Consider the following 14,474-nt stretch of genomic DNA (forward strand, 5'->3'; position numbering starts at 1 on the left):
GAACGTTTTAAGCGTTCACTAGTGGTGTGCGGATATTTTAAAGAGAGCTGAATTTCTCCTCCAGCCGCCGTGCAAGCTCATCGTCCGGTAACGGATTACGATGCGTATTTTCCAGATAGATATGCTTTTCAGTCTCGGGCATCAAATATTCCTTATACCATAAAAACATATCCGGACTATCCCCCTGAATCCGCAAAAATTTGCGGGCTGTTTCTACATGATCTATAGTGTTGGCAATATTGGTCAACCAATCAGCCCGATAAAAATGCTTCCACTGACCGATCTCTACCCGTAAAAGAGCCTGCTGGCCCTCCTTATAATCCCAAACCGCATGTGAAGCTTCGATAAACGCCTCTGGAAATCGCTCTTCTTGGTAACACATATACGCCTGGCAAAGAGAGGATAACCCTCTGCACCCGCTCCAATGCAGCTCAATTTGAACTAGCAGTTGAACATGCAGCCTGTTTCGCTCTTTTTCGGGTAAAAGTTCCATCACCTCTAGGCACTGCTTTCGCAGCAGATACCAGACTAGTACAACTCGCTCAGCTCGATCCCTGAACCATCGAACCTGCTCTACAAAAGGAACATCCCCTGCGGCCCAGCACAGACGTTCATCGCTCTCCGTCTTATTTTGCAGCCAATGCCCTATAATCTGCCTTGCCGGATGATGATAGAATTCATCGCCTGCGCGGTCGTCAGCATTAGGACCATATACTATGGTGTTTTTGAAGTAGCTTTTGTACAATTGGGCAATTCGCCCCTGCTGCGCTGTGTAGAAACGGTTAACGAAGGTCTGAAGTTGTTCATCAGCATCTGCTGTTCCATCCATCCACAACTTTGCTGTCAGATCTAATGTATAGAGATGAGGCAAAATATTCCCTGAATTCACCAGCAGATATTCACTAGCCCCTGCCGCAAATGCACCCTGTAATTCCTCCACTATAAAGGACGGATCCGTAGGGAATTGTGTTAGATGATTGGAGGCCTGCAAATCGTGGAAGGTGACGTGGTAATATACCCCGTTTTTGCCTTGATCTCCTGCCTCGGGTAGAGCAGGCACGCGCAGATTCAGATGGCCATGTCGTCGCGACACCATTTTGCCGTATCCGTTATCCGCCCATATTTTAATAACACCTTCTGGAACTTCGATCTTTCCCTGTTTATACAGCTCCGCAATTTCTCCGTACATCGCCATACAGCACACAGGCTGGTCCACATATTCACAGATCATATCGTATTGCTTGCGAACCACAAATGAGATCAAATCGCCCCGTTTCTCCGGAGTATCAAAAGAGGGGTCATTCTCCCAAAATGGTTTATCGCCCTGTCCGCGGAAGGAGAGCACCCAGAGTGTTTTTTCATCTTTTTGCCGCTCGATGGCTTCTCTCCACAGCTGTTCAAACAATTCTGGATATTCTTTATAGCTAGCCTGCTTGCCCGGAAAAGCACGCAGGAACATTTGCGCGCCAAGCGGCTCCGCATGATGATGTGTGATCCACAGTCCCATATCTACCGCAAGCTGATGATGAACTCCGTCTCTCGGCAAATCCGTCCCCGGGATTACCATATTTCCACCACAGCGCAGCAGCGCTTCAAAAACAGGCTCCCATACCTCCGCCGTCGGAGGATAATCCTCCTTCCAGCCGATAAGACACACTTCATCATTCACGAACCAACCTCGGTAACGTACCTTTGGCTGAATGCTGTTGTAGTCAGAAACAGGCAGATTGATCGCATCTTTCTTAGCAGGAGGAAGCTCCGCCCAGAACCAGAAGGGATCGACACCAAGCACGTGGCGGCTGTAATGAAGCATCCCATAAATAATGCCCAATTCATCACGGCCGATAATATGCAGGACCCGATCCTCTTCACTACCTGCAAAATGCAAACAAAAACCCTCTGCCCATTCCGGGCAGCCATCATCCTGTGTTGCATAACGAATAATTACAGTAGCTGCTGCTCCTTGTAACGGAGCTTTTCCGAACACCTGCTCATGATCTCTGGCGATCATTCGCCAAGCATGTCCAATTGGATTACTACATTCCACTTGAACATCGTATACACTTTCCGCTGTGACTCTAAATTCTGCATATGTATTCACTATCGCTTCATCTCCTAATTCGCTACAAAACACGGAGGACATAAGCTTCTCACCACCGGGCTTTGAAACATAGTTTAAATAGGCATAGAGTTTACCAGAATCTTCTATCTCTATTATAAAGCGTTTACATAGATTGTGCATGCACGCGTAATAATTACTGGAGGAGGACGGCGGTTACTGGAGCTGGAGCTACTGCATTTGAGCAGTTGGTGCTAGACAGGACAACAGTTACGACAGTTACTGCAATAGAGCAGCTGGTGCTAGAAAGGGACTACAGTTACTGCATTAGAGCAGGTGCTAGAACAAATGGACTGGAATCATCAGCAAGTAATCGGAATTTGGGTGGAAGTTAACATCGTTACAACGATAATATGTAACAGAAGCGCTTTGGTATGTTCATATGGAGCGTTCTATTGCACTTTGTGCAACTAAAAAAGATCTTTCCAGCTCATAAAGTGATTTAGTTGCACTTCATGCAACTATTTCTGCTCAAAATTAGAGAAATAGGCATTTTTCCAGATTCCAAGTGTACAAAGTGCAACTAAATGAAGATCCAGCTAATTTAAAGTGCGATCTATTGCACAAAGTGCAACTAAACGAGTTTTTAGGTTCTATGGTGTCTATGGGGAAGAATGCAACGGAGGAGCTACATAGATTCTGCGATATTGATACATGATGACCTACTCTGCACTAACGCGACAGAAGGAGCTACTTGAGCTGTCTACTACCTAAATTAATTCGGATAGGAGCAACTTTGCCCGCTTACACAAACCGCAACAGTAGAAGTCCGTGTGCACTCACAATTCCCTCTTTCATACCCCAGCACTCAATCACATTACTCTACTACCTTCCTCTACTACCTTCCTTAATCCGCTCCCTCCGCCAACTTATGACGCACCATAATCCCGTCGGCCCGCACACGCATCTGAATCTCCCCCTGCTGATCCGTTCTAAAAATAGCAGCATGATTAACTTCCAAACGTTCCAATACCTCAGCTTTCGGATGACCATATAGATTATTTACTCCCGCAGAAATCACCGCAGCCGATGGATGCCAGAACTGCAGCCAAGACTCGCCTGTTGAAGTTTTGCTCCCATGGTGAGCTACTTTTAAAACGTCAATGGAAGGTCCTGCGTTAATACCCTTTTGCAGTGCTTGCTGCACAATCTCCTCCTCGGCTTCCAGATCCATATCTCCGGTAAATAGAAAATTTCTTCCGTTCATCTCTAAACGAAAAACTACAGAATCGTGGTTCTGATCCTCTAGCATTGGGATGCCATTCAGCATAGAAGAACCTGACGCTGCTCCCTCTCTATCTTGTTCCTCCGGCCATAAAAAGGACAGCTTTGTCTTATCATCCGGGGAAAGCCTCATTCCCTGATGCACGGCATACAGTTGAACATTGTTCTCCAGCGCAGTCCGCATCATCTCCATATAAGATTCACGGTCAGCGAGTGTGCCATTAAAAAGCAGTGCCGAAACCGGAATCGCCTCCATAACGGCTTGGAGTCCCCCGGCATGATCCTGATCCCCATGAGTCAAAATAATCGCGTCCAGACGGTGGATCCCACGTTTTTTAAGCAAGGGCACCAACACTTTAGCCCCTACCTCGAACGGGCTGCGGCGAATCCGCCATTCTTCTTTTTGCCCAAAATTTAACGTTCCTCCACCATCTACAAGGATATGAGCTCCTTTTGGTGTAGTGATGAGGATACTGTCGCCTTGCCCGATATCCAGATAACTAATCGTCCCTTTACCTTCCATTCTTTCTGACTGATAACCATTGTACAGCATTAGGCCCAGTCCAACCGCAGATAGTAGAACAATCGCTCCGCTCCAACGTACAAACATAGGCGCATCCAAAAAATACTGTGCGCTCCCCGCTCCCCCAAACCCGCCGTGCTTGTTCACAGCTAAACCAATCTCAGCTAACGGCCTCGTCTCATCCTCCATATACTGCGGTGTTGCGCGGGCTTCCATTCTTAGCTTGGCAGCATACAACAGCCCGTACAACAAGACATAATACACTCCGATCCACAGCAGTGAAGGCGAGCGCCAAATCAAAACTCCACCAGCAAAACCATTGATCCATTCAACCGCATAAAAAGTAACGTTATTCAGCAGCTCCGTAATATGTGCCAAAAAAATTGCAGCATCTCCCCACAATCGTCCAAGCAGTAGCGCCAGCGTTCCTAAAGGCAATACAATAAAAGTAATAAAGGGCACAAAAACCAGATTAGCCACTAAAGACAGCAGCGAAAATTGATTAAAATAATAGATCGTCAATGGAAATGAGACCAACTGGGCAACTAGAGTCACAGAGACGGCGCTTTTAAGCCAGCGTGGCAGTGCCCTCAGCAGAGGGTCCATAAGCGGAACGTAGACCATTAATCCTAAGGTCACCAGAAATGACAACTGGAAACTGACACTGAGCAGCATGTAAGGATTCCAAATCAGCATAACCAGTGCCGCTGCAGCCAAAATATTCAGTCCATCCTTCAGCATGCCAACTCGTGCAGCGAGCAATGCAATCATACTCATTAATCCCGCACGTACGATAGACGGACCCGCACCTGTCAAAAGGACGTATATGGGAACGAGCACTAAGGTGACTGTTAGCGTGGTCTCTTTTGTCATCCGTAAGCGCCTGAATATAAATAAAAGAACACCAACATACACTGCAACATGCATGCCTGAAATGGCGAGGATATGTGTCAACCCAAGTTGTGAGAACTGCTTAAAGGTATCCGGATCGAGATCATCCTGCATCCCAATCACCAAACCCTTCATATATCCAGAGTGGCGCTCTTGAAACAGCCGATCCGTCTCTGCTCCAAGAACTGCCCGCGCTTTATCATTCCAGCGTAAGATCATTAACGGACGCCATGAATCTGGAGCCGTTGCTTGCACGTTCTCTGCCCCCTGACCCTTTAGAAGCCAGTGGATCTTCTGCGTATGTAAATAGGTTCGATAATCAAACCCTCCGTAATTCCGCGCTGTCGCTGGCTCTTCAAGTACGCCGTTTAGCGACACCTGATCCCCTCTGTGCCACTCCGCGGCAATAGCGATTTCTTGCTCGGCAAGAAGTTTGATCTGCACCATAATTAACTCCCCATGCCCCCTTTTATCTTGTTCGTCCCGCGGATCAGGCGAAGCGGCCTCTTCCTCAGTAATCAACGATAACTCTGAGAGCTTCATCGTAAAATCAACCCGGTCCCCGTCCCGTTCCACAACGGAAATAATCGTCCCCTTAGCCTCCACGGCAGTCTCATTCAACTCCGAAAATAATTTCCCCAGCACTTCAGGCAGGTGACTTACATTGCGGCCTTCATTCCATTCCCAATATCCAGCGGATATAATAATCGCCAAACAAAATACCGCCAGCTGTTTCCAGCTCATGTTCACCCAAACTCTCATACTAACCAGTAACAATAGTAATCCAGCCCACGCCAACCACAAGCCAATCCCTGAGTATAAACACGCTGCTGCACTTCCAGTCACCCAACACACTGTAAAACTTAATAAGGGTCTCTCCTTCACGTCTCCATTCTCCTCCTTTCGCAAGATAAAAAAAGAACCTCTGCATACGCCATAAAGGCGTACGAGAGGTTCTTCCTCAAGTCATCTTATTCAATTAGGGTTGTACAATACAGCTAATCCGCTACTTTAATCATCGTTTCACTTGGTGGCTCATAATTTTCCAATTGGCGAAATACGATGCCTTTGGCAGCCATCATTGCTTCTACCTTTTCCATATCCTTACGGTAAGGACGATAATACACAATCTCCACAATACCGCTATTAGCCAGCATATTTGCACAGGTCCAGCAAGGCTCATCCGTCACATAGACGGTGCTGCCTTCCCGGTCAATCCGGTCTGTGAATAGCAAAAGATTCTGTTCCGCATGAATCGTGCGAATGCAGCGCTGTTTCTTCACCATAGTCTCTACGCCATCCACGATCTCCATCTCATATTGCTCCGAGAGCATACAACCTGCCTCTGAGCAATCAGGTACGCCCATTGGCGCCCCATTGTACGCGGTACCAAGCAGCTTTTTGCCTTGCACCAGCACAGCACCTACATGTCGTCGTGAGCAGCGTGAACGAGTTGAGACCATACAGGCAATGTCCATGAAATAAGTATCCCAGTCTTTACGATAGGCAGTAGTCATAATCAATCTCCATATCCTTCTAAATAGTTGTTAACTATTGTAGCACATCCCCGCAAGTTTTCACTAGGACAACGGTTGTGGCACTTCCAACGATCTTCATTTCCTATTTATCTTCAAAATATTACTAAAGCTTTTAACTTCTCCAGCATTTTAGGTCCTATCCCCTTTACCTTCCCCAGATCAGATAGGCTGCGAAAGGTCCCTACACGGTTGCGGTAATCCATAATTGCCTGAGCCTTCTTTTCTCCGATGCCCGGAAGATCCATCAGCTCCTTAACACCCGCAGTATTCACATTTACTTTACCTTCCTGTGAAGCTGCTGATGCGGAAAGCTCAGTCGCCTCCTTAGCCGCAACAGCTTTATCCCCTGCCGACGTTTGCTTCCCTGCAATGTTTGGCGTTTGAACTTCTGCCCCTGTTGGTGTTTGACCTTCTGCCGTTGGTGTTTGGCCCGCTCCTTTTGCTCGCTCCCCCGCAGCGGCTGCCGTAGCTTTTTCATCTGCCGAAGTTTGGACAGCTTGTTCTGCTTGTTCTGCTTGTTCTGCTTCTTCTGCTTCTTCTGCTTCTTCTGCTTGCGCAGCCTCCTTAACCTTCTCACCGTCTTCAACATTCCCAGCAGCTTCAGCCTGCCCTGCATCTTTCTCTAAATGTTGCTTATTTCCTTTCGTCTGATGACCTCCCTCACTGCCCCCAGCAGCTGGAGCGTCACCAGACTCAGCGATTCCAACAGCTTGCTCCATACCAACATTCAAAGTCTCCCACCCGGCAATCCCGGAATCGCCCTTGCTTCCCGCCGCCCAGAATAGCCCACTTCCTATTACAGCAGCAGCCACTCCGAGCACGATACTCCCTTTATTCATATCACTTTCCTCCTCACAAAAATTCTTCTTATGCCTTTTTGTGAATCTTCATACATTCCTGCGGCTGGAAACTCCTTTAATAATTCATACAAAACCTGTCATCTGTCCAAGTCTATCCTGCATACATATAACGAAGAGCATTCATGTCAGTTAGTAAAAAAGCAACGCTAGAAAGGAGGAACCACAGGTGAAAGTAGGATTTATCGGAACAGGCAGCATGGGCAGCCTGCTGATTGACGCCTTTCTTTCTTCCGGAGCCCTGAATCCGTGCGATGTACTCGCCAGCAACCGCAGTCTGAATAAACTGCTGGAGCTAGAAGATCGTCATCCCGGCATAAACTTATGCGGAAGCAATAGTGAAACAGCGACTGGAAGTGACATTGTTTTTTTATGTGTAAAACCGCTGGAATTCAAAACCTTAACAGATGAGATTGGCCCTTATCTCCGCAGCGATCAAATCGTCGTATCCATTACAAGTCCCGTTCAATTGCAACATCTGGAATCCGCTTTGCCGTCCAAAATAGCCAAGATCATCCCCAGCATTACACACTGTGTCAAAAGTGGGACATCACTGTGCATATTTGGCAGCAGGCTTAATAAAGAAGACAGGCTTGTGCTGCTGCAGCTGTTGTCTTTCATAGGTGTTCCTTTGGAAATTCAAGAGGCCCATACCCGAATCGCTTCTGATTTCTCCAGCTGCGGACCTGCGTTCTTGAGCTATTTCATTGAACGCTGGATTGAAGCTGCGGTGGAAGTTACCGGGATTGAAGAGACGTTAATCAGCCGGCTTGCAGGTGAAATGCTGCTTGGAACAGGCAAGCTGCTAACAGAAGGAGAATTCACCCCGCAAGAGCTCCAAGAACGTGTAGCTGTCCGTGGCGGGATTACCGCAGAGGCACTGAACCATCTTCGCATTAGTCTTGAGGGCGTATTCGAACGTCTCATCATGACTACGCATGATAAATACGATGAGGATGTCACCAAGCTGGATGCATTATTTGGGCATGACGGTATTATTCAAAGTCCTGTAGACCGTTAGAAAACAATAAAACCCGCAGCACGGAATTCTCCGTTGCTGCGGGCATTATTGCGTTCTTCGCTTAACCCACTACGATATTTACAAGCTTGCCAGGAACCGCAATGATCTTGCGTACGGTTTTACCTTCTACTGCTGCACTCACATTCGGGAGTGACAACGCATGAGCTTGCATCTCTTCTTGACCCATATCCTGCGGGATCAACGCGCGTTGTACGATTTTACCATTTACCTGAATAACGATTTCAACCTCAGCATCCACCGTCCATGCTTCATCATACGTTGGCCAAGCCACGTAGCTGATACTTCCTTCGTGACCGAGCAGCTGCCACAGCTCTTCAGCGATGTGAGGCGCCAGTGGTGACAACATTTGTACGAAGTGTTCAGCAGCTTCTTGGGACAAAGTTTCTTGCTTATAAGCATCGTTAATAAAAATCATCAACTGGCTAATTGAGGTATTGAAACGCAGATGCTCGAAATCATCAGTGACCTTCTTAATGGTCTTGTGCCAAGTGCGTTTGAACTCGTCAGTGCCACCGTCTGCTGTGATTTTGGTGCTCAGCTTACCATCTTCACTCACGAACAGGCGCCATACACGGGACAAGAAACGGTGAACTCCTTCTACACCCTTTTCATTCCAAGGTTTGGTTGCTTCCAGAGGGCCCATAAACATTTCATACACACGTAGTGTATCTGCACCAAAAGCTTCCACAATCTCATCAGGGTTGATGACATTTCCGCGTGATTTACTCATTTTTTCATTATTATTTCCAAGAATCATACCTTGGTTAACCAGCTTATGGAAAGGTTCTTTTGTTTCAACAACGCCGAGATCATAAAGCACCTTGTGCCAAAAACGTGCATAGAGCAAGTGAAGCACGGCATGCTCCGCTCCACCAATATACAGATCTACTGGAAGCCATGCTTTTTGCTTCTCAGGGGAGCACAGCTCTTGATCGTTTTTCGGATCAATATAACGCAGGTAATACCAGCAGCTGCCCGCCCATTGCGGCATGGTGTTCGTCTCGCGGCGAGCCTTCATGCCAGTCTCAGGATCAATAGTTTCCACCCACTCTGTTACATTCGCAAGTGGAGATTCCCCTGTACCCGAAGGTTTGATCGCATCTACATCCGGCAGTACCAGCGGCAGCTGATCAACCGGAACAGTCTTCATTGTGCCGTCTTCCAAATGCAGAATTGGAATGGGCTCTCCCCAGTAGCGTTGACGGCTAAACAGCCAGTCACGCAGACGATAGGTTACTTTGCCTTTACCTACGCCCTTTTCTTCCAACCAAGCAATCATCTTCGCAATCGCTTCTTCATTCTTGAGTCCATTCAGGAAATCAGAATTGACATGCGGTCCATCTCCGGAATAAGCCTCTTCTTCAACGTTGCCGCCTTGAACGACTTCCACGATATTCAGGCCGAATTGTTTAGCAAATTCCCAGTCGCGTGTATCGTGACCCGGAACTGCCATGATTGCTCCCGTTCCGTAACCAGCAAGCACATAATCTGCAATCCAGATTGGCGCCTTCGCACCATTCACAGGATTAATTGCATATGCGCCTGTGAAGACACCGCTCTTCTCTTTTGCCAAATCCGTACGCTCCAGATCGCTCTTACGAGAAGCTTTTTCACGATATTCTGCCACAGCAGCACGCTGAGCTTCAGTGGTAATCACATCAACAAGCTCATGCTCTGGTGCCAGTACGCAGTAACTTGCTCCGAACAGTGTATCTGGACGTGTAGTAAACACGGTCAGGTTAGCCTCGTGACCTTCAATGTTAAAGTTCACTTCTGCACCTGTTGATTTCCCGATCCAGTTGCGCTGCATATCCTTGATGCTTTCGGACCAATCCAGTTCTTCCAGATCCTCCAGCAAACGCTCAGCGTACTCTGTAATTCTCAGAATCCATTGACGCATCGGTTTGCGCACGACCGGGTGACCGCCGCGCTCACTTTTACCATCGATAACCTCTTCGTTGGCAAGTACCGTACCCAGTGCCTCACACCAGTTAACAGGTACTTCTGCTACATAAGCCAGGCCTTTGTTATACAACTGGATAAAAATCCATTGTGTCCATTTATAATAATCCGGATCTGTCGTGCTGATCTCGCGGTCCCAATCGTAGGAGAAACCCAGCGATTTGATCTGACGACGGAAATTATCGATGTTCTTATCGGTAAAATCACGTGGATGCTGGCCGGTATCCATCGCATACTGCTCTGCCGGAAGTCCAAAAGCATCCCAGCCCATCGGATGCAATACATTGAAACCGCGCATCCGCTTGTAGCGAGAAACGATATCAGTCGCTGTGTAACCCTCTGGATGACCTACGTGCAGTCCTGCACCTGAAGGATACGGAAACATATCCAGTGCATAAAAATTGGGTTTTTCAGGATCTTCTCCTGTCTTAAAGCTTTTGTTCTCATCCCAGAACTTTTGCCATTTCGGCTCAATAGTCTGCGCCCGGTAACCACCAGCGGGTGTGCTATTTGTTTGATTGTCGCTCATTGTCTGCTCCTCCTTGGAGTGTTACTTCTTAGATTTCTTATTTCTTAACCAAGCATATACACCTTCGGTGTCCTTATAAGGACGGTAAGCGTTTATGCGGGAAATATAAGACATGAAGTATTGCGTGAAACGTATACTCTCTTATATTTACAAAAAAACCTCCCATCCCTAGCGTATTATCGCTAGGGACGAGAGGTTATAATTCCCGTGGTACCACCCTAGTTAGCGGCTGAATATACTTTATTCTGCCACTCACTTTGCACCCTTTAGCGGGGGTGAGGCGACGGCGGTTCATTCATGACATCCATTATCTCTTATGGATATCCTGTAAACTTGCACCGTTACTCCGAGGTGAGTTCACTCTGTTCCGTTAACCGACTCGCACCTTAGTGTCGGCTCTCTGCAATAACGGTATAGAATTAATACTCCTCATCATCGAACAACTATATACTGAGTCATCAGTAATATTCCCCAACATTATATACAAAACTGTTATCAATAGTCAATGATTATCCCTTTATACGGGCTTTCGTTTGATTAAAAACGCCATAAAGTGTTGAATTACGACTTTTGCAGCTGCAAAGAACGGTACAGCAAGGATAAGTCCAATCATCCCTGCCAGTTCACCACCTACCAGCAATGCGAAGATAATAAGCAGCGGATGCAAATGTAGCGTCCTGCCTACGACCTGTGGAGAAATAATATTGCTCTCCACAATTTGGCATAAAGTGTTTACCACAGCAACCAGTAGAACTAATCGAAAAGAGACGGTCGAAGCCATCACAATGGCAGGTGCAGCCCCTAGAAAAGGACCCATATACGGAACAATATTAAATACTGCCACCACACTGGCGAACAGTAAGGCATAAGGCATTCCGACGATGGCATAGCCGATATAGGCAAGCACACCTATAATGATGCAGACCAGAAATTGTCCGCGAATGTAATTGCCGAGCGCAGCATCGATATCTTTTAACAAAGTAACAATAGACTTGCGGCGTGCGCGGGGCAGACAAGAGACCACCGTCCGTTCAAATACGTCAAAATCCTTCAAAATATAGAACACCAGAAACGGCACGATAAAAGCATTGAACAGCAAGTTAATCGTTGTCCCTATATTATCGAGAAAATGCGAAATCCCTTCGGCCAGACGATTCTCCAGTTGAAAAAACCAGTTGTTCATCCCCATTTCAACCCCAGGCGGTATTAGCCTTGTATTCATATGGCTCATCAGCCCCTGGGCTTGCAGTGTGATCTCAGGCAGATGTTCATTTAATTCTTCAAGCTGCTCAATAAACATCGGGATAAGGTTGATGGCGATCACGGTAATCGCCGTTAGAAACACTGCATATATAAGTAGAACAGCTACGCTACGCGGCATCTTCCGTCCGGCCAGCATACTAACCACGGGATTCAGCACATAGGAAATAATCATAGCTGCCAGAAATGGAGCGAGGATTGCCTTTAAAAATACAAAAATCCCCTGCAGCATCGGACGAAGCAACCAAACAAAATACAAAATGATCAGGGATAGCAGCACTCCGATCATCCAGCGGAACCATTTACTTTGGGACCATTGTTCCATGAGAGTACCCTCCTGCGGTAGAGCCTGGACTAGCTTCGTAAATAAGTATATGTATGGCCGCAGCAAAATAACCATCAAACACACAAAAAAGCGTCAATAACCTTGCAACTGATTTCAGCTGAAAGGAAATTGACGCTTAAGTACATAGAGCAGTCTTGCTTACAAAGCAAGATTCATAGTTAAGACGACGCATGAATTTGCGGGAAATCCTGAGTCATATCATCCCCGGAGAACAGGTCGTCCAGCGAGCTTAGTGTGCCGTCTTCTTCAACTTGATAAACCGACATTTTTTCGCCATTTACCGTCAATTCGATGAAACAGCCCCAGCAATAAAACTGGTGGGAACCGATCTTTCCGATATCTTTGGAGTTGCAGTTTGGACACTTCATATAATACATTCCACCTATCCGTTAACAATATTAATGGCTTTTTGTAGCCGTTCTTCGCTCATCGCAGGAACCATTAATGCATTCTCACCAATGGACATCTCGTCAGAACAAGGCAGCCATTTGCGGCCTTCGATCAAATCAGTGACAAGCCCGTCACTAATTTCCAGCGCTCCTATTGTGTTTCCCAACTTTTGGTCAAAATAAACATCAGATATTCGTCCGAGTATAGTTCCAGTTGTAGTTAGCACTTTCAAATCCTTAAGTTTGTTCTTTCCAAGTAGAAAAGTACAAGGTATATGATCGGCATCTATCTTATCAATCGACTCTTTATTACGAATCATGACAGCATCCTCGCCGTAGGCCACAATATCTTCCCATGCCACAAATTTCACATGGCCACCAAAAAAAGATTTGCTTTCCAGTTCAATACCCGTAATATTCCAGTTTGAATCGAGCAAAATATCGACAATTTTGCCGATTGCGTTACCCTCTTCAACTTCATATACAGCCAAGCCGATCAGATCTTGAAGTTTCATGGCTGCTCGGTCTCCTCACTTTGAGTGTAATTACGAGTTCTCAAAAAGTGAAAGCCCGAATGATCAGGATACCTACCATAGCCTAGAAGTAACTAGTCTCTGATACGCAGCCGATTCAGAATGGTTTCAACTTTTCGAGCAACGTACTCAATTTCTTCAGTAGTATTACCCAAACCCATGCTAAATCGAATCGCTGACCCTAAAATATTTTCTGGAAGCTCCATTGCTCTCAGAACATGGGATATTTCCAGTGATCCTGACGTGCAGGCTGAACCGCTTGCTGCCGCAATCCCGTCCATATCCAGGTTCATCAGCATAACATCTGTTCTAGCTCCCGGGAAGCTCAAATTCAGTATACTTGGCAAAAAATGCTCGGTATTGCCGTTAATTGAATAACTTTCCCGTCCAATCAGCGCATCCAGCTCTTCAAGTAGTCTATTGCGCAGGAGCTGCACTTTTTGTCGACGTTCTGATAGACCTGTAACTGCTATTTCAACAGCCTTGGCAAATCCAGCAGTACCTGCTAAATTTTCTGTTCCGGCTCGTCTGCCGCGCTCCTGAAGGCCACCGTGGAGTCTTGGATGCAGCGGTGCTCCACTCCGCACATAAAGGCCACCGATCCCCCCAGGTCCATTGATTTTGTGAGCTGTAAAGCTCATGTAATCTACCGGAAGCTCCCGCAGTGTGATCGGTAAGGCACCAAGAGCTTGTACAGCATCAACATGGAACAGAATACCCCGCTCTCTGGCAAACTGGCCAATTTCCTGAATCGGCTGAACGGTTCCTACCTCATTGTTGGCATACATTACACTGATTAGCACTGTGTCTTCCTGCACCGCTGCTTCTACATCTGCAACGGATACTCGGCCTGTAGAATCCACAGGAAGATAAGTAACCTTAAAGCCTTCCTTCTCCAGCTCTTCGCAGGTATGTAGCACTGCATGATGCTCTATCGCAGAGGTGATAATATGATTGCCTTTCTGGGCAACAGCAGCGACAGCTCCATAGAGTGCTAGATTGTCACTTTCGGTTCCGCCGCCAGTGAACACCCACTCTTCCGGCGAGCAGCCTAAAAAGGCGGCGATAGTATCGCGCGCCCCATTTAATATTTTCTTGGCTGAACGTCCGAACTGATGTACACTGGACGCATTTCCATATTGTTCTGTCATTATATTCAGCATGACCTTGGCCACCTCCGGATGAACCGGGGTTGATGCGGCGTGGTCCAAATAGATGGTTTTCATCATTCATTTCTCCACTTCTAGGGTATAGGAAAACA

Annotated in this window: 10 protein-coding genes; 1 reads left to right on the forward strand and 9 read right to left on the reverse strand. The window is 46.8% G+C overall.

Features of this window, described 5'->3' with window-relative positions:
* Window positions 1–37: 37 nt before the first annotated feature.
* The 4 genes from PODO_RS23240 to PODO_RS31635 form a co-directional block, all read right to left on the reverse strand.
* Window positions 38–2,101 (reverse strand): glycosyl hydrolase 115 family protein, encoded by a 2,064-nt coding sequence (locus PODO_RS23240; protein WP_244886383.1) that lies wholly within the window; start codon window positions 2,099–2,101, stop codon window positions 38–40.
* A gap of 865 nt (window positions 2,102–2,966) precedes the next feature.
* Complete coding sequence (locus PODO_RS23245) at window positions 2,967–5,642, reverse strand: ComEC/Rec2 family competence protein (RefSeq protein ID WP_080742570.1); 2,676 nt, start codon at window positions 5,640–5,642, stop codon at window positions 2,967–2,969.
* A gap of 113 nt (window positions 5,643–5,755) precedes the next feature.
* A complete protein-coding gene (locus PODO_RS23250) occupies window positions 5,756–6,274 on the reverse strand; it encodes a deoxycytidylate deaminase (RefSeq protein WP_036677545.1) in 519 nt (172 codons plus the stop codon).
* 113 nt (window positions 6,275–6,387) lie between these two features.
* Window positions 6,388–7,134, reverse strand: coding sequence for a ComEA family DNA-binding protein (locus tag PODO_RS31635; RefSeq protein WP_052097269.1), 747 nt, complete (start codon window positions 7,132–7,134; stop codon window positions 6,388–6,390).
* Between the two features lie 187 nt (window positions 7,135–7,321).
* On the opposite strand from PODO_RS31635, the gene comER reads away from it, so the two are divergent.
* The gene (gene comER, locus PODO_RS23260; RefSeq protein WP_036677548.1) at window positions 7,322–8,173 is read left to right on the forward strand and encodes a late competence protein ComER; all 852 of its coding nucleotides are present in this window, start codon (window positions 7,322–7,324) and stop codon (window positions 8,171–8,173) included.
* A 61-nt stretch (window positions 8,174–8,234) separates the two neighbouring features.
* Here the strand turns inward: comER and leuS are convergent, their stop codons facing one another.
* The 5 genes from leuS to PODO_RS23285 form a co-directional block, all read right to left on the reverse strand.
* A complete protein-coding gene (leuS, locus tag PODO_RS23265) occupies window positions 8,235–10,685 on the reverse strand; it encodes a leucine--tRNA ligase (protein WP_036677550.1) in 2,451 nt (816 codons plus the stop codon).
* A 517-nt stretch (window positions 10,686–11,202) separates the two neighbouring features.
* A complete protein-coding gene (locus tag PODO_RS23270; protein ID WP_036677553.1) occupies window positions 11,203–12,270 on the reverse strand; it encodes an AI-2E family transporter in 1,068 nt (355 codons plus the stop codon).
* A gap of 179 nt (window positions 12,271–12,449) precedes the next feature.
* Window positions 12,450–12,659 carry a hypothetical protein gene (locus tag PODO_RS23275; RefSeq protein ID WP_036677557.1) on the reverse strand — a complete coding sequence of 70 codons (210 nt, stop codon included), beginning with the start codon at window positions 12,657–12,659 and terminating at the stop codon, window positions 12,450–12,452.
* 14 nt (window positions 12,660–12,673) lie between these two features.
* Window positions 12,674–13,195, reverse strand: a complete 522-nt coding sequence (locus tag PODO_RS23280; RefSeq protein ID WP_038572961.1) for a PRC-barrel domain-containing protein — start codon at window positions 13,193–13,195, stop codon at window positions 12,674–12,676.
* A 92-nt stretch (window positions 13,196–13,287) separates the two neighbouring features.
* The gene (locus tag PODO_RS23285; RefSeq protein WP_038572963.1) at window positions 13,288–14,439 is read right to left on the reverse strand and encodes a cysteine desulfurase family protein; all 1,152 of its coding nucleotides are present in this window, start codon (window positions 14,437–14,439) and stop codon (window positions 13,288–13,290) included.
* Between the last annotated feature and the right edge of the window lie 35 nt (window positions 14,440–14,474).

This window comes from Paenibacillus odorifer (genome assembly GCF_000758725.1).
GTDB lineage: Bacteria > Bacillota > Bacilli > Paenibacillales > Paenibacillaceae > Paenibacillus_AQ > Paenibacillus_AQ odorifer.